16 protein-coding genes and 1 pseudogene are annotated in these 14755 nt (G+C 67.5%); 6 read left to right on the forward strand and 11 right to left on the reverse strand.

Going from position 1 to position 14755, the window contains the following annotated elements; all coding sequences use genetic code 11:
• Positions 1 to 19 precede the first annotated feature (19 nt).
• From SGFS_RS10920 to SGFS_RS10935, 4 genes are all read right to left on the reverse strand, one after another.
• On the reverse strand, positions 20 to 1150 hold the full coding sequence (locus tag SGFS_RS10920) for a DUF3500 domain-containing protein (protein WP_286249608.1): 1131 nt from the start codon (positions 1148 to 1150) through the stop codon (positions 20 to 22).
• Positions 1147 to 1374 carry a hypothetical protein gene (locus tag SGFS_RS10925; protein ID WP_286249609.1) on the reverse strand — a complete coding sequence of 76 codons (228 nt, stop codon included), beginning with the start codon at positions 1372 to 1374 and terminating at the stop codon, positions 1147 to 1149. Before SGFS_RS10925 ends, SGFS_RS10920 begins: the two co-directional genes overlap by 4 nt.
• A 161-nt stretch (positions 1375 to 1535) precedes the next feature.
• Positions 1536 to 2504: a GntR family transcriptional regulator gene (locus SGFS_RS10930; protein ID WP_350283992.1), complete on the reverse strand. Its 969-nt coding sequence runs from the start codon at positions 2502 to 2504 to the stop codon at positions 1536 to 1538.
• Positions 2505 to 2590: 86 nt separating this feature from the next.
• Positions 2591 to 2791, reverse strand: a complete 201-nt coding sequence (locus tag SGFS_RS10935) for a hypothetical protein (RefSeq protein ID WP_286260454.1) — start codon at positions 2789 to 2791, stop codon at positions 2591 to 2593.
• Here SGFS_RS10935 and SGFS_RS10940 point away from each other — a divergent pair.
• Positions 2734 to 2974: pseudogene (locus tag SGFS_RS10940) on the forward strand (IS5/IS1182 family transposase); the annotation flags it as partial. The gene SGFS_RS10935 and the pseudogene SGFS_RS10940 overlap by 58 nt on opposite strands.
• Before the next feature lie 43 nt (positions 2975 to 3017).
• Here SGFS_RS10940 and SGFS_RS10945 read toward each other — a convergent pair.
• The 3 genes from SGFS_RS10945 to SGFS_RS10955 form a co-directional block, all read right to left on the reverse strand.
• Positions 3018 to 4187 (reverse strand): acyl-CoA dehydrogenase family protein, encoded by a 1170-nt coding sequence (locus SGFS_RS10945; protein WP_286249611.1) that lies wholly within the window; start codon positions 4185 to 4187, stop codon positions 3018 to 3020.
• 185 nt (positions 4188 to 4372) lie between these two features.
• The gene (locus tag SGFS_RS10950) at positions 4373 to 5248 is read right to left on the reverse strand and encodes a PaaX family transcriptional regulator (protein ID WP_286249612.1); all 876 of its coding nucleotides are present in this window, start codon (positions 5246 to 5248) and stop codon (positions 4373 to 4375) included.
• A 47-nt stretch (positions 5249 to 5295) separates the two neighbouring features.
• Complete coding sequence (locus SGFS_RS10955; RefSeq protein ID WP_286249613.1) at positions 5296 to 5943, reverse strand: TetR/AcrR family transcriptional regulator; 648 nt, start codon at positions 5941 to 5943, stop codon at positions 5296 to 5298.
• A gap of 251 nt (positions 5944 to 6194) precedes the next feature.
• Between SGFS_RS10955 and mhpA the strand changes: the two genes are divergently transcribed.
• From mhpA to SGFS_RS10975, 4 genes are read left to right on the forward strand one after another with little or no spacing between them, the layout of a single operon-like run.
• Positions 6195 to 7751 carry a bifunctional 3-(3-hydroxy-phenyl)propionate/3-hydroxycinnamic acid hydroxylase MhpA gene (mhpA, locus tag SGFS_RS10960; protein WP_286249614.1) on the forward strand — a complete coding sequence of 519 codons (1557 nt, stop codon included), beginning with the start codon at positions 6195 to 6197 and terminating at the stop codon, positions 7749 to 7751.
• Positions 7748 to 8869 carry an alpha/beta hydrolase family protein gene (locus SGFS_RS10965; protein ID WP_286249615.1) on the forward strand — a complete coding sequence of 374 codons (1122 nt, stop codon included), beginning with the start codon at positions 7748 to 7750 and terminating at the stop codon, positions 8867 to 8869. Before mhpA ends, SGFS_RS10965 begins: the two co-directional genes overlap by 4 nt.
• Before the next feature lie 2 nt (positions 8870 to 8871).
• Complete coding sequence (locus SGFS_RS10970; protein ID WP_286249616.1) at positions 8872 to 9741, forward strand: dioxygenase family protein; 870 nt, start codon at positions 8872 to 8874, stop codon at positions 9739 to 9741.
• The gene (locus tag SGFS_RS10975; RefSeq protein ID WP_286249617.1) at positions 9738 to 10820 is read left to right on the forward strand and encodes a maleylacetate reductase; all 1083 of its coding nucleotides are present in this window, start codon (positions 9738 to 9740) and stop codon (positions 10818 to 10820) included. Before SGFS_RS10970 ends, SGFS_RS10975 begins: the two co-directional genes overlap by 4 nt.
• Positions 10821 to 11026: 206 nt before the next feature.
• On the opposite strand, the gene SGFS_RS10980 is transcribed toward SGFS_RS10975, so the two are convergent.
• Positions 11027 to 11611, reverse strand: a complete 585-nt coding sequence (locus SGFS_RS10980; RefSeq protein WP_286249618.1) for a TetR/AcrR family transcriptional regulator — start codon at positions 11609 to 11611, stop codon at positions 11027 to 11029.
• A gap of 106 nt (positions 11612 to 11717) precedes the next feature.
• On the opposite strand from SGFS_RS10980, the gene SGFS_RS10985 reads away from it, so the two are divergent.
• Positions 11718 to 12320 carry a hypothetical protein gene (locus SGFS_RS10985; protein WP_286249619.1) on the forward strand — a complete coding sequence of 201 codons (603 nt, stop codon included), beginning with the start codon at positions 11718 to 11720 and terminating at the stop codon, positions 12318 to 12320.
• A gap of 195 nt (positions 12321 to 12515) precedes the next feature.
• On the opposite strand, the gene SGFS_RS10990 is transcribed toward SGFS_RS10985, so the two are convergent.
• From SGFS_RS10990 to SGFS_RS11000, 3 genes are all read right to left on the reverse strand, one after another.
• A complete protein-coding gene (locus SGFS_RS10990) occupies positions 12516 to 12941 on the reverse strand; it encodes a hypothetical protein (protein WP_286249620.1) in 426 nt (141 codons plus the stop codon).
• Between the two features lie 306 nt (positions 12942 to 13247).
• The gene (locus tag SGFS_RS10995) at positions 13248 to 13736 is read right to left on the reverse strand and encodes a TetR/AcrR family transcriptional regulator (RefSeq protein WP_286249621.1); all 489 of its coding nucleotides are present in this window, start codon (positions 13734 to 13736) and stop codon (positions 13248 to 13250) included.
• An 83-nt stretch (positions 13737 to 13819) separates the two neighbouring features.
• The gene (locus SGFS_RS11000; protein WP_286249622.1) at positions 13820 to 14500 is read right to left on the reverse strand and encodes a helix-turn-helix transcriptional regulator; all 681 of its coding nucleotides are present in this window, start codon (positions 14498 to 14500) and stop codon (positions 13820 to 13822) included.
• Between the last annotated feature and the right edge of the window lie 255 nt (positions 14501 to 14755).

Genomic DNA, 14755 nt, shown 5'->3' on the forward strand with positions numbered 1-14755 from the left:
GCCGATGTGCCGGTCGGTCCTACTTGTCGGGGACGCTCGAGCGGAGCCGTGTGGTCAAGTGGTGACCGGTGGCGCGTTCCCGTTCGTAGTGCTCGGCGAGGAGGTCGTGGCCGAGGTCGTTCCGGTAGTCCCGCCACATCGAGTGGATGTGGTTGCCGTTGTCGATGGCGTTGTCGAACTCGATCAGCACGGTGCTGCCTTGGATGCGGAAGTAGTGGGGGGTTCCGGGTTCCTGGCCGCCCGCCCAGCAGAAGTAGAGGTTGTCCAGTCCTTCACGTTCGACGCGGGCGAGTTGCTTGCGCGCGAGTTCACCGGGCATCCGCCAGAGGTAGGTCCCGACGAGTTCGACGAGTGCGTCGCCCTGGTCAGTGGTCAGGTCTTTGCCACAGACGCCCTTCGGATCGTCCTTGCTGAACTTCAGCGCTTCGCGGTCCTCGTCAGTGATCCGGTACCACGGGATACCCAGGTCTTCGTGATCCGGGTATTCCACCTTGCCGATGAAGGGGACCTGCCGGGTGGCGTAGTCGGCAGGTGCCACCGTGTGGATCACCGTCTGGTCCCGCTGCACGGGCGTGAGTGAGCGCAACAGCGCGAAGGCCTGATCCTCCTCGTGCGCCAAGGGAGCGAGCAAGCCGGCACTGGCAGGCTGTGCCCCGAGGTTGCACGGGGTGACCGTCAGCCACCGCTGCCCGATGATGGTGTAGCTCAGGGAGATGTGGTGGCCCAGGAAGCGCCAACCCCAGGTGTCCTCGAAACCTGGTCGGCCGAAGAACGCGAGGAAGTACTGGTCGCTGTTGCGGAAGTCGCCCGTCGGTGCGCCCAGCATCTGCTGTTCGCGCTCGCGCAGGATGTTCTCCATCGCCATGATCTGCAGCACCTGGCTGTAGCCCTGCTCGCTCAGCGACGCCGCGAGAAGACTGTGCACGAGCGTGCGCTGGTGGGAGTTCAAGCCAGCCAGCGGCACCCCCTGACGATCAGGCTTGGGAATGAAGTCCCAGTCCACCCGGCCCGGGTCGTCCATGGAGAACTCGCACTCACGCCGCTGAGCGCCGTCCATGCTGTACAGCAACGCCCATGTGGTCACCAACATGCGGCGGATGGTCTCCGGTGCCTCGTAGACCTCTGTTGTCCCAGTCGTCTCGATCGTCATGCCACACCGTCGCTGGCGGTCGTCTCGACATGTGCGCGGACACGGCCTTGCTCGTCTGTCCATCCCTGGCGTTCGGCGTATGCAATCATCGCCGCGAGCTTGTCCTGCCATGCGTCATCCTCCGCACGCCCCGCCAGGTTCGTGAGCGTGTCCGGCTTCACCCATGCGTGCGTGGACGTGACAAGGACGACCTTGAACGCGGTGAAGTCCTCTTGTTCGCACATCTCGACGGTGGGAGGGACTCGTCGGGTGTCTACGCGGAGATACACACGCCACTCCTTTGAGGCAGGGACAGAGGGCGCGCAAGCAAAGTCATACTGTCAGCGCGCTGATATGTCACAAGTTAGATTTGAAACATCACTGTGTCAACCTGCTGCACCTGCGGCTATTGCGGGGTCGTCTTCCGCAGCGGTACGACCTCTGTCGCGACCACGGACGGCCAGCGTGCCAGCGTACGCAGGACCCGGTTGTGGGACTGCTCGATGTAGTACCGCGCGAACTCCGCGAACTTGTCACCGTCACGCAGGAGGAAGTTGTCCTTCCACCTGCCCAGAGGGACAAGCGGTTCCCCGTAGTCCAGCAGTTCGGAGTCGATGACCAGGATCCACACCCGTGTCAACTCTCCAGACAAACGGGCGCAGGTACTGATCATGTAGTCGTTGCGGGTGGCCTCGGCCAGGATGGTGAACATCTGGTCGATGATCTCGACAGTGCGTTGTGTGGCCTCTCGCGTGCGCCCCTGCTCCTTCGTCAGACTCGCAATTTCCGCGCCACAGGCGATGATGCGGTCGAGCTGCTCCTCAGTGGCGCCGACGACACCGCGACGGGCCACCTCCGGCCCGAGGACTGCCCAGAAGTCGAAGAGATCGTCGACCGCCTTGATGGTGAGGGGCTTGACCTGGTAGCCCTTCCTCGGAAGCGTGCGCACCAGCCCCTCGTGATCCAGGCGAGTAAGTGCGTCACGGATGGGCGACACCCCGAAACCCGTATCGGTCGCGAGCCGGCGTTCGGTGAGCCGCTCCCCCGGGGCCAGCCGACACCTGACGATGTCAGCCCGAATCCGGAGGTAGGCGGCTTCGCCGAGGGACCCCGTATCCAGCTCACGGTCACTCAAGGTCATCGGTCCTCGTCTGTAGGTGGACATCTTCGTTAACCTACAGGCTACATTGCACGGGACTGCCAGTGATGTGTCACTGCGGGGTAGTACCGCACTACGAGGACAAGACGGTTTTGGGTGGAGCCGCACCGAGGGGCCGGCTCCGCCGGTGACGAGGGCATCCATCCCTTGGTCAGTAGCCGGTGTCGCAGTTGTGAGGGTTACTGCAGAGGTGAACTGACCGTCGGGCTCAAGCATGTGACCTCGACTCCAGTGATCTTCGACGGGTCGAATCCTTCGAGGTCGGCAAGGAACTGGCCGGCGCCCGACTCACGGAGGCCGGCTCAGACGGGCGCCGCCAGCTCCGGACTCCGACCAAAGCGCTCGGCCAGTTCGGTGGGGTCAGCGCCCTCATCCATCGACGCCAGCACGAACAGCCGTGGTTCCTTGTCGTCGGGGCTGGTCCAGAAGCCATGTGCGCGGATACCGGCCTTCGGGAAGAAGCCGTTCAGGTACCGGGGATAGATCACATCCCGGCTGCACATGGGCGCAGGTCCCGTCAGCGTTCGGTCCGCCCTGGGCCACCGCTTATCGCCGTTTCATGGGATGGTCCACGGCCCGGGTGCGGGCAAAGCTGCACTGGCCTGGTCCTGGACGAATTCGGTTTCCGCGGTGAGCTGGACTGGTCGAGGTGCGCGATCGACCCGGCCGGCTTGCGGGCTCTCAAGATGGAGGGATGGGGTGTGTCGCGCGGGGGCGGTCTGCAGTGGATCAGCTGAGCCGTCGGGTGGGCTCGCGCGTGACGGCCCGGCCGATGATCTCCTTCATGATCTCTGTGGTTCCCGCGTAAAGCGTGCTGGCACGGGCATCGAGGAACTCGCGCGCGATGGCGTACTCACGCATGAAGCCGTATCCGCCGTGCAGTTGCAGGCACTGCGAGAGCACGCGCTGCTGCAGTTCGGTTGTCCACCACTTGGCCATTGCCGCCTCGATGTCCGAGAGCCCGTCATGGACGTACTCGTCGATGCACCGATCGACGAAGACGCGGGCGACCTGCACCTCGGTGGCAAGCTCGGCAAGAGTGAAGCGAGTCGCCTGGAACGACGTCAGCGGCTGCCCGAAGGCATGGCGCTCAGTGGTGTGGGACAGCGCATGGCCGAACGCGCGTTCCATGCTCGCCACCGCGGTCACCGCCACGCTGAGCCGCTCGCGCACCAGGTTCTGGCGCAGACAGCTGAGCGCTTCACCCTCCTTCCCGAGGAGATTCCCGCGCGGCACGCGGACGTTGTCGAAGAACAGTTCGGCCGTGTCCTGGGCAGCCAGGCCGATCTTGTCGAGTTTGCGGCCGCGGCTGAATCCGGGCATGTCGCGTTCCACCACGAACAGGCTGAGGTGCCCGCTGCGCGGTGCCGGATCGGTCTTGGCCACGACGACAACCAGGTCGGCGAGGATGCCGTTGCTGATGAAGGTCTTGGTGCCGTTCAGGAGGTAGTCGTCGCCGTCGGGAACCGCGGTCGTGGCGATCCCTTTGAGGTCGCTGCCGGTGCCGGGCTCGGTCATGGCGAGGGCGGCCACGCGCTCGCCGGCGCACAACTGCGGGAGCCAGCGGGCCTTCTGTTGGTCGGTACACAACTCGTCCAGGTAGGGAGCAACGAGGTCGTTGAAGCCCGAGAGGCCCATGACTACCGAGGTCGCCCCCACACGGGTGAGTTCCTCGTTGATCACCACGCTGTAGCGGAAGTCCGGCTCGCCGCCCCCACCGTGGCGCTCGTCGACGCCCATGCCCAGCAGCCCCAGGGCGCCCGCCTTGGCGTACAGCGCGCGGTCGACGACACCGGCGGCGTTCCACTCGTCGAGGTGAGGGGCCACCTCGCGTTCGGCGAAGTCCCGCGCCACGGACCTCAGTTGCTCGTGCATCACGTCGAAGACATGTCGTTTCATCCGTCCTCCAGAACGGTTCGGAGGGGAGTGGGAAGCGAAGGTGCCGCAACGGGCCGCTCTCCGGAGCGGCGGCAGGCACGTCACGCCTTGACGTTAGGCATACTTTCGACGACCGTCAATGAATCATCGAAATTTGAAAACGGTCGGACGACCCGAAGGCGCCGTGACTCGCCGAACACATCGCGTCACGTATGTCGCACCAGGGTGCGGAATTCCTCGTACGCCGGTCGCTCCCACACCTCGTAGAGCCGACGGAACGTCATGGCCGACCTGGTGGCCGGCCAGTCCGGGCCCAGGTGTGCGGGGGGAAGTCCGGGATCCGCCCGCAGCAGGCGGAACCAGTCCGCCAACAGGGAGATGAGACGGGCCAGTTCGCCACCGCGGCGCTTCTCGGCGGTTTCCCAGCGGTCCAGGAAGGTCTGGTGCTCCCGGCGCAGGACATTCAGGTCCCAGACTCTGGCGATCAGGGCGGGCAGTTCCGTGGGGCGCCGTGGTGTCGCGGTGAACAAGTCGACCGTGGCAGTCAGTTCGTCCGCTTCGGGAAAGCCCGCCAGCACGTCCTCGATCTCGGGCGCTCCCGGGGCGATCCACACTCCGTCCCGCAGCGCGCCGAAGCCTGCCCAGGCGAGCCGCGCCCGCAGCCGGTATCGCAGGTCACGCCGACTTTCCGGAACCGAGAAGCTCAGCAGCGTCCACTCGCCGAAGGCATGATCGAACGGGCGGGGGGACAGGACCCGGTCCCGGCCCCGGGTCAGCTGGGCACGCCCGGCGTCACTGAGGTGAAAGGCGACCGTCCGCCCCTGCCGGACGCGGAGCAGCACGCCTCGCCGCACCATCCGGGACAGAACGGCCCTGGCGGCGCTCTCGTTCACGCCGACGTCGCCGAGAACCCGTACGAACACTTGCGACGGAATCGCCTCGCCGTGACCGTGATCAAGCACGACGGTTGCTACCAGAGCCAGGACAAGTTCCTGAGGCAGTCCGCGCGTGAGGTCTTCCTTGTCGGGATCGCCGGGCTCCTGCCTCGCGGCGTCCACATTCGCCGTTTCGTCACACGCCACTTCGGCAGATCCTAGACGGTCGACACGGATACATCCAAAGACGCCGATCAATGCCCTTGCGACGCGCCCAGCAGATAGGCGATGACCGCCGCCTGGAGCTGCTTCCTCAGCTCGGTCCATGGCAGGGGCCGATCCGACTCGAGGAACTCACCCTGGGTGACCCGGTGCGCCACAGCGGCGTAGACCAGGCGGTACGCGAAGTCGAGGGCGGCGGCCCGGTCGGAGTGAGCGATGGGTATGTGATCGAGAGCCTCGACGAAGCGGTGGTTGCCCTCGACGCTGACTCGCGAACCCAACGTCTTCACCGCATCATGGCGGGTGCCGAGGAGAAGGAAGACACCCAGCAGGTGTTCGTGCGTCCGGAAGGCGTCGACGATCGCCCCCACCGCTTCGGCGACCTCGTCGGCAGGGTCCGGGAGGCTTCGCAGCCGCTCTGCGGACACCCGCTCTGCGATCTCGGCCCGGATCATGTCGGTGAAGGCGCGCTGAATGGCGTACAACAGCCCTTCCTTGTCACCGAAGTGCCGATAGATGCTGCCGACCGCCACGCCCGCGCGCTCGGCGACGGCAGCGACCGTGAGCGCGTCCACCCCGCCTCCTTCGAGCACCGTGAGCCCGGCACGAAGGATGTCCTGTTGCGAACGGCGACCGCCTTCCTGCAGAGCGGCCGGTCTACGCACGGTGGAGTCAGTCACTCGCGCATCTTATCCGTCGGACTCTTGACGTTCATGTTGCCGTTATGTGAATCTCGATTCATTCGAAGGGCGACACTTGCTGTGCCTCACAGGCCAGATCTGTTGTCAACGTTGGCCATGTTGTGAACCGTAATTCACGCGTGCCAGTTCTGATGCACATCGTCATCGGCTCAGAGGCCGATCGCCCCTTTCCCACTCCTCACGCCCAAACCCTCTCCCACAACGGCGCGGGGCTCTTCTGGAGGTGCACTGTGGACCCGATCTACGACATCGCCGTCGTCGGGTACGGACCGACCGGACTCACCGCCGCGTCGCTGCTGGGCCGGCTCGGCCACCGGGTCGTTGTATGCGAACGCTGGCCCGGCCTGTACGGGCTGCCCCGACTCACCCACATCGACCACGAGGCGGCCCGAACCATCCAGGCGGCGGGCGACATCGACCACGCGCTGCGCGACTCGTCCCTGTCCGAGTATGTGTGGGTCAACGGCAAGGGCCAGACTCTGATCAAGATCCCGGCGGACCCCAACGGTCCGCTGGGTTTTCCGGACCACATCTCCATGTACCAGCCCGACGTCGAGTGCGCCATCGACGAGCGCCTGCGCACCTACGGAACCGTGGATGTCCGCCAGGGCTGGGCGGTGACCGATCTGGAGCAGGACGCGGACGCCGTCACCCTGCGGCTGCGCGGATGGAACGCCGACACGGTGACCGCAGACGGTCCGCATGACCAGGTCCGCGCCCGCTACGTGATCGCGGCGGACGGCAGCCGCAGCGGGGTTCGCGAACTGCTCGGCGTGGAGCGCCAGGACTTCGGCTTCAACGAGCAGTGGCTCAACATCGACACCGAATGGCTGCGCCCTCAGCCTCCCGAGTACGCGGTCGGTACGCAGTACTGCGACCCGGCGCGCGGTCACATGACCATCAACATCGGAACCCGCCGTCAACGCTTCGAGTTCGCCCTGCTGCCGGGGGAGACGACCGAGGAGATGACCACCCCGGAATCCGCCTGGCGTCTCCTGCGCCAGTACCACGACCTGGGGCCCGACGACCTGCGGGTCGTTCGTCGGCTGGTGTACAGCTTCGAGGCTCGCATCGCCACCCGCTGGCGGGTGGGGCGCGTCTTCCTGGCGGGCGATGCCGCCCACACCATGCCCCCGTACCTCGGCCAGGGCGCGTGCAGCGGCATGCGCGACGCGACCAACCTCGCCTGGAAATTGCATCTGGTGCTCGGCGAGCAGACCCCCGACACTCTGCTGGACACCTACGAGAGCGAGCGCCGCCCGCACGTCACCGTGCTCACCCATGCGGCAATCGGGCTCGGCAAGGTCGCCAACACCCATGACGTGGAGGCCGCGGCTGCCCGGGACGCGGCCTTCGCCGCCGGCAGGATTCCTCCCCCGCCTCCTTTCCCGCCGATCAGCAACGGCGTCCTGCGGCAGAACGCCGTCACCCCCGTCGGCATCCTCACTCCGCAGGGCCGCATCCGGACCGTCGACGGAACGACCGGGCGGTTCGACGACCTCACCGGCTTCGGTTTCGCCCTGGTCACGGCCGAGGACCCTACGGAGGCTCTGGGACCGGAGCGCCTGGCCCTGCTGGAACGCCTGGGCTGCGCCGTGGTCTCGCTCGACACCGTGGAAGACCTCGACGGCCGGCACGGGGCCTACCTCCGGCGACTTGGCGCGGTGGGCTATCTGGCCCGCCCCGACTTCGTGCTGTTCGGTTCGGCCGTGGACCGTACGGACCTCGGCACGCTGGTGGACGACCTGAACGCAGCTCTCTTCGGAACAGTGAGGACAGCCGTATGACGCTCGAGAACCCGGAGACCGCCCCGCTGTCGCCGCTCGTGGCCGCGCAGCACCGGGCCATGCCCCTCACCCGGCTCGTCGACTGCGGGATGGATCACGCGGATGCCCGCCGGCTCCTCTCCGACACAGCCGGTGGGACGCCCTGGGAGGAGTCCGCCGCGCTCCTCGCGGACACCTGGCTGGAGCGCGCCCGTCTCGCCGAGGAGGCCGGGCATCTCACGACGGCCCGTGAGTCGTACCGGTACGCGTCCGCCGCGTTGATGTTCGCGCAGATGGCGTACCAGACCGACAACGACGACAAGCGCGAGCTGTACTCCCGTCACACCGCCGCCACCGCATCGGCCGCCGGCCTCGCCGTTCCCTACGCGTCACGCATCGAACGGGTCGAGATCCCTCACCGCGACAGCACCCTGACCGGCTGGCTCTGCCTGCCACCCACCGGCCCCGCCCGGGCCACCGTCGTCGTCTGGGGCGGCCTGAGCGGATGGGGAGCGGCGTACCTGCGCATCGCCGACGCCTACACCGCGCGCGGACTGGCCTGTCTGCTCGCCGAAGGTCCCGGCCAGGGGGAATCGCGCCTTCGTCACGGCCTCTACTTCGACGAGAAGGTCACCGAAGGCTTCGCCCGCTTCATCGACCTCGCCGAGGCCGACTCCCGCCTCGCCGGCGGCATCGGCGTCCAGGGCATCAGCTTCGGCGGTCTGTTCGCCGCGCACCTGGCCGCCGCCGACCCACGCGTAGCCGCGGTAGTGGTCAACGGTGCCCCAGCCGCACCGACGACACCCGAGTTCCGCACCGCCCGCGAACAGATCTCCGCGGCGGTCGGCACCGAGGGTCTGGACCGGGTGACCGAGGTCATGCACAGCCTCCGCTTCGCCCCTGACACGCACCGCATCACCTGCCCGCTGCTCCTGCTGCACGGCGGCCGCGACCCGCTCGCCCGCTACGAGGACCAGGAGCCGTTCCTGCGCGCCGCCGGTCCCGCCACCGCCACCTTGCGCATCTGGCCGGACGGCGAACACACCCTGTACAACCATGCCGCCGAACGCGACGCGTTCACCGCGGACTGGTTCACGGACCACCTCACTGGCAACATCGTCCCGAAGAGCGAGGAGTAGCAATGGACTTCACCGTCGAGACGGCCACCGCCGCGGTCGTGGAGAGCTTCCGGGGAACCAAGGACGCCCGGCTGCGGGAGGTGATGGAGAGCCTGACACGCCATCTGCACGCATTCGTGAAGGACACCGAACCCACGATGGAGGAATGGGAGGCCGCGATCGGCTTTCTCACCGCCACCGGCCAGAAGTGCGACGACACCCGGCAGGAGTTCGTGCTGCTCTCCGACGTTCTGGGCGTCTCCATGCTCGTGGAGACCATGAACGGGGACGAGCAGGGCACCGAGAGCACGGTCCTGGGCCCCTTCCACATGACCGAGTCGCCACGCCGCGAACTCGGTGACTCCATCGACCTGATGGGCACCGGTCGGCCCTGCGTCGTCTCCGGCCGGGTCACCGGTCCCGACGGCACTCCCCTGGCCGGGGCCGAGCTGGACGTGTGGCAGTGCACCGAGGACGGTTTCTACGACGTGCAGCAGCCCGACGTACAGCCACCGGGCAACGGGCGCGGGCTGTTCCACACGGACGTCGAGGGCCGCTACTGGTTCCGTACCGTCGTCCCCTCCCACTACCCGATCCCGACCGACGGACCGGTGGGCGGCCTGCTCCGTGCCACCGGCAGGCACCCCTACCGGCCCGCCCATGTGCACTTCATCGCCGGTACCCCAGGCCACCGGCCCGTCACCACGCACGCGTTCGTCGCGGGCAGCCCCTACGTGGACTCCGACGCCGTCTTCGCAGTCAAACGAGGGCTGATCACCGACTTCGCCGAGTCGCGGGACCAGCAGGAAGCCGAGCGCTTCGGCGTGACCACCCCTTTCCGGCACGCGACGTTCGACATCGTCCTGGCGACGGCCCCGGACCACACGCCATGAACACCTTCACGTACGAGGCCGTGCCCATGCGCGTGGTCTTCGGCGCCGGAAGCCTGGACCGGCTGCCGCAAGAGGCCGAGCGGTTGCACCTGCACCGGCCGCTGGTGCTGTCCACGCCCGGACAGCGGGACCTCGCAGAACGAGCGGCCGCGCTGCTCGGCGACTCCTGCGCCGGAGTCTTCGCCGAGGCGCGCATGCACGTGCCCGCCGACGTCGCTGCGAAGGCTCTGGAGGTCGCTCGCGACGTCGCCGCGGACGGCTGCGTGGCCGTCGGCGGCGGCTCCACGATCGGCCTGGGAAAGGCGATCGCGCTGAAGTCCGGACTACCGGTCATCAGTGCGCCGACGACCTACGCCGGATCCGAGATGACTCCCATCTGGGGACTCACCGAAAACGGCCGCAAACAGACCGGCCGGGACCGGTCCGTCCTGCCACGCAGCGTGGTCTACGACCCCGAACTCACCCTGCGCCTGCCGGTCGACGTGTCGGTGACCAGCGGCTTCAACGCCATCGCGCATGCGGTTGAGGCCCTGTACGCGCCGGACGCCTCACCGATCGTCTCCCTGATGGCCGAGGAGGGCGTACGTTCCCTGGCCACCGCGCTACCGGCCCTCACCGCCGACCCGCACGACCTGGACGCCCGCACCGCGGCGCTGCGCGGCGCCTGGCTCTGCGGGAGCTGTCTGGGGGCGACCACCATGTCACTGCACCACAAGCTCTGCCACATCCTCGGCGGCACCTTCGACCTGCCCCACGCCCCCGTCCACACCGTCCTGCTCCCCTACGTCGCCTCCTTCAACCTCCCCACCGCTCCGGCCGCCGAGCGTGTCCTCCGCCGCGCCCTTGCCACCGACGACGTACCGGGACACCTCGCGCGGGTCGCAACTCAACTCGGGGCACCGCGGTCTCTGGACGAACTCGGCCTCACCGAGAACGACCTCACCGAGGTGATCGCCCAGGCCCAGAGGCGGCCCTACGCCAACCCTCGCCCCGTCTCCGCCGACGACGTCCGCGCGATCCTGACAGACGCCCTGCGGGGCACCCTCGCCCCTCGGGCATCCTCCAGATCCCCGGAGTGATCCGGTACGTCGAGAATGCCGGTGCTGAGGTCAGGTCGTACAACGCCTGTCGCTGACGCGCGTTGGCGACCCGCGGACTCGGATGCCACGAGAGCCCTGTTCACTGCGGACCTCCCACTACCGAACCCACCAACTTCAGTAGGTACTTCTCCCGCGCAAACCGTCAGATCCCGGGTGCGTCACGCAACACGCGGATCTGACCACCGTCATGCGCCGGGATACCAGGGTGCGAGCGCTGCGTCGACTGCGTCGACTACCAACTCGTTGTCCAGCCTGGCACCGAGCATGAACCGCTGGAACAGCAGCGGACCGAGGATCTGGGCGACCAGTTGCCTGGCGTTCCACTGGACGCCAGGGCGGAGTTCACCGCGCTCGACGGCAGCGGTGAGCACGTCCGCCAGGTGCTCGTCGGCGCGGCCGAACATCTCTTCTCGGACACGCCGCACGCCCTCGTCCCGCTCCGCCCGCTCGATGACCGTGGCGATGACCGAAGCGGAGACAGGCTGGTTGAGCCAGTCGGCCTGCTGCTGCAGCTGGGTCACCAACTGGTCGCGGACCGGGCCGTCGTCCAGCGTGAGCAGGGGGCGGGCGCCGTGGGCCACGGCGTCGAGGAGGAGGGATTGCAGGTCGGGCCAGTGCCGGTAGACGGTGGCCCGTCCCATTCCGGCACGCTCAGCGACCGCCGCATGGGTGACCCGTTCCGGTCCTCCTTCGACGAGGAGTGCGGTGGCAGCGGCCAGGGCGGAAGCACGGCTGCGGAGGGCGCGGGGGTCGTTGCTGTTCCGGGGCACTTGGCTGCCTCTCTCACACATCAATTTGTGAGACGTATTGACTCACAACTCCTCTTCGATACATACTGTCTCACAGATGACGGGCAAGAGTCCAAGGAGGCATCACATGTCCATGAGCGAAAACGCCATCGCCCTCCGCTTCGCCGACCGGGCCACCGCCTACCAGGCGCTCAGCGACCTCAAGCACCTGACCTCCGCCACCACCGAGGTCCGCGGCGCGGTCCTGATCGAGCGCCTGGAAGACGGCACGGTCCGCATCCCCGAGGGGCTGGAGACCAAGGCAGGACGTAACACAGCCGTCGGCGGGCTGGTGGGCTCACTGGTCGGCATCCTCGGCGGCCCCCTCGGCGTACTGATGGGCTGGGGCATCGGCGCGGCGATCGGCTCGGGCTACGACTACAAGCGGGTCACCGAGGCCACCGGCGCCGTCGGCGCGTTCACGCCGCACGTCCCGCCGGGGGGCACGGCCGTCCTCGCCGAGGTGCGGGAGTCCGACACTCAGGCACTGGATTTGCTGGCCATGCGCTACGACGCCGTCCTCGAGCGCCGCCCGGCCGACTCGGCTCGGACCGAACTGAAGGCCATGGAGGAAGCCGCGGACCGGATCAGGAAGGAGGAGGCGAAGCAGGAGCGCAGCCGCAAGCATGCCGAGGCCGAGCAGAAAATCAAGGGCCACGTCACAACGCTGAAGCAGAAGATCACCGCGTAACCGGCGCGAGCGGCCCGGACACGAAACGGCGCCACCCCGACTCCCCGCACCCTGCACGATCCGGGCGGGCCCGATATGGGCCCGCCCACACGGCTGTGTGCGCCGCGCCGTGACGTGCAATTCCACATCCCGCACCAGCGACCAGCGTTCGGGCTGCCAGTCACATGAGCACGTTCCGGGTAGCTGCGTTCCGCGTCAGTTTCCAGTCATGGCCTCCGCGGGCTGGTCGGGCGTCGCGTCGGAGTCGACGTCGTTGCCGTTGCCGTTGCCGTCGGCGAGTTCCTTCTCGGGGAGGAGGGTGGGTACGAGTCCGGGAACGACCACGGGCACCAGGTAGCGGAACACCGGTGTCAGGGCGTGCTGGCAGGAGAGGATCACCGCGTCCTGGACGTTGTCGGGGAGGGAGTGGACCAGCGCCGGAGTGGGCGAGCGGGTGTCGCCCACCGCGCCCGGCGGAGGCGCCACTGAGGCGGTCGCCAGCTGGTCGGTGAGGCGGTGGGTGAACACCGCGCCGACACCCGAGGTGTCGAGGGTGGCGCCGATCTCGCGGAAGAAGTCGTGGGCGGAGGTCGCGGTGCCCGCATCAGTGCCGGGGTCGCCGAGGCGGCCGTAGACGGGCATGGCGACAGCATCGCGGCCATGCGGGCGGCGAATACGAGGCCGAAGTGGCGCGGAGTGCCGGAGGAGCTCTGCTCCCCGCCTCCACGGCCGGGGTTGAGTCGCTCAACGAGGCTCCTGACATCGAAAGTTGTGGAGAAGAGCACGTCACGCATCGGGACCGGGCTCGCGTAGGGCCGATCCGGCCGTCACGGGGGCAGCAGGGTGCGCAGGAGTTCCGCGGAGCGTTCGACGTACGGGACCGGGATTCGTCCGTCGCGCTCTGGGACTCCTCGCACGCCCAGCGCTCCAGGCCGGTGTGCATCGCGGTCAGGGCGAGGGCGGCGAGCAAGGCCGGCACCTCACCGTCGGGCCGTTGCTCGGCCGCTGCGCGACCGCCTCGGCGATCGAGCGCTGGAAGCAGTCGAAGCGGGTCGGCATCGCGGCCGGCAGGGCGGGGTGGCTGCGCGTGAGCGCGAAGACGGCGTGCGTCTCCTGACGTTGCGGCGCGTTGTCGGCCAGATCCCGTACCAGCAGCTGGGTCAGGTCCGCGAGTACTTCCCTGGGGTGCGCGGCTCCGCGCGCGATGAACTCCGCGGCCAACCCTTCGGGCAGCTCGGTGGGGCCTGGCAGTACGGCCGCTTCCTTGTTCGGGAAATAGTTGAAGAACGTGCGCGGCGAGACTTCGGCCTCCGCACTGATCATGTTGGCGGTGATCTTGTCGAAGCCATGTTCCCGAGCCAGCCACAGTGCGGCCGCATGGACATCTCGCCGCGTCTGCCGACGGCGCCGGACACGCAGACCGTTGGTGGAAGCCATGCAGGAACGTTCAACGAAAGAGAGAAAGATTCAACGAAACGCCGAACTCAAAGGGATCCAGGAGGCCGACCGGCATCGGCCGCTCAGCCCGTCTCCGCATCGCTGGAGATCTCGTTAAGGTAGTTGTAGATCGTGTAGCGGCTCACACCCAGCCGTTGCGCGATCACATCCACAGCCTCCCGGATGGCGAAGAACCCGCGCTGGTCCAGGTCGCGCACCACCTCCACCTTATGACTCTTCTTCATCAGGTGGAGCGGGACACCCACGTCCTCGATGGCTTGACGGATGATGCCGTCAGCGAGGTCGTCCACCGTGGCGGGGAAGGTTTCCACGGGCACTTCCGCGACCGATGCTCCCGTCGCGCCGTTGAAAGCGGTCAGTGCCTCCAGGACCTCCTTGGCCCGCTGGAGGTCGTGAACGTCGGAGTTGACACACAGACAGGCCACCGGAACGCCCGACGGGGTGCGGAAGAACATGCTCGAAGACCGCAGCACCAGCCCCTCCGCGGTCTCCGTACGGTAGTTGATCATGTCTTCGGGCTGATTCGAACGGAACGTGCGCAGACCGAGGTCGGTCGGCGGACCACCGACCTCACGGCCGGTGACGGCACCGGCGATGGCCGCGATCGTGTTCGGCATGCGGGTGAGGTCGTGCAGAACCACTTCCGTGCGCGGCTGGAGCGCCTTCGCCAGGGCAGGGACGATCGGGGCCACGATCTCGACCACCCGTGCGGCGTAGGCGCGTTGGCTCAGCGTGAACGCCATCCCCCTGCCGGAACCGGTCTCCTCGGTTGGGCGCTTGCGGGTTGGACGCGGATTGGCTGCCATTCCACAAAGTGTGGCAGTGGCAGGTCTGCGAAGTCAATGCGGTAGATCCCCGGAGAACCCAGCCGCACAGGGCTTCCATCGCTGCGATTTATGTGCAACTTTTTGTCGAGAACATCAACAGCAAGTTGACACTTCCACCGAGCTTGGCGCTGACAGACCCAGAAACGAGGTGCCCAGCATGTTCCTCGCATG

Source organism: Streptomyces graminofaciens (genome assembly GCF_030294945.1).
Classification (GTDB): Bacteria; Actinomycetota; Actinomycetes; order Streptomycetales; family Streptomycetaceae; genus Streptomyces; species Streptomyces graminofaciens.

Bases quoted from the DNA above. Each gene is read 5' to 3' on its own strand.
- SGFS_RS10920 (WP_286249608.1), bottom strand. From the start codon at position 1,150: ATGACGATCGAGACGACTGGGACAACAGAGGTCTACGAGGCACCGGAG.
- SGFS_RS10925 (WP_286249609.1), bottom strand. From the start codon at position 1,374: ATGTGCGAACAAGAGGACTTCACCGCGTTCAAGGTCGTCCTTGTCACG.
- SGFS_RS10930 (WP_350283992.1), bottom strand. From the start codon at position 2,504: ATGCTTGAGCCCGACGGTCAGTTCACCTCTGCAGTAACCCTCACAACT.
- SGFS_RS10935 (WP_286260454.1), bottom strand. From the start codon at position 2,791: ATGTGCAGCCGGGATGTGATCTATCCCCGGTACCTGAACGGCTTCTTC.
- SGFS_RS10945 (WP_286249611.1), bottom strand. From the start codon at position 4,187: ATGAAACGACATGTCTTCGACGTGATGCACGAGCAACTGAGGTCCGTG.
- SGFS_RS10965 (WP_286249615.1), top strand. From the start codon at position 7,748: ATGACGCTCGAGAACCCGGAGACCGCCCCGCTGTCGCCGCTCGTGGCC.
- SGFS_RS10970 (WP_286249616.1), top strand. From the start codon at position 8,872: ATGGACTTCACCGTCGAGACGGCCACCGCCGCGGTCGTGGAGAGCTTC.
- SGFS_RS10975 (WP_286249617.1), top strand. From the start codon at position 9,738: ATGAACACCTTCACGTACGAGGCCGTGCCCATGCGCGTGGTCTTCGGC.
- SGFS_RS10985 (WP_286249619.1), top strand. From the start codon at position 11,718: ATGTCCATGAGCGAAAACGCCATCGCCCTCCGCTTCGCCGACCGGGCC.
- SGFS_RS10990 (WP_286249620.1), bottom strand. From the start codon at position 12,941: ATGCCCGTCTACGGCCGCCTCGGCGACCCCGGCACTGATGCGGGCACC.
- SGFS_RS10995 (WP_286249621.1), bottom strand. From the start codon at position 13,736: ATGGCTTCCACCAACGGTCTGCGTGTCCGGCGCCGTCGGCAGACGCGG.
- SGFS_RS11000 (WP_286249622.1), bottom strand. From the start codon at position 14,500: ATGGCGTTCACGCTGAGCCAACGCGCCTACGCCGCACGGGTGGTCGAG.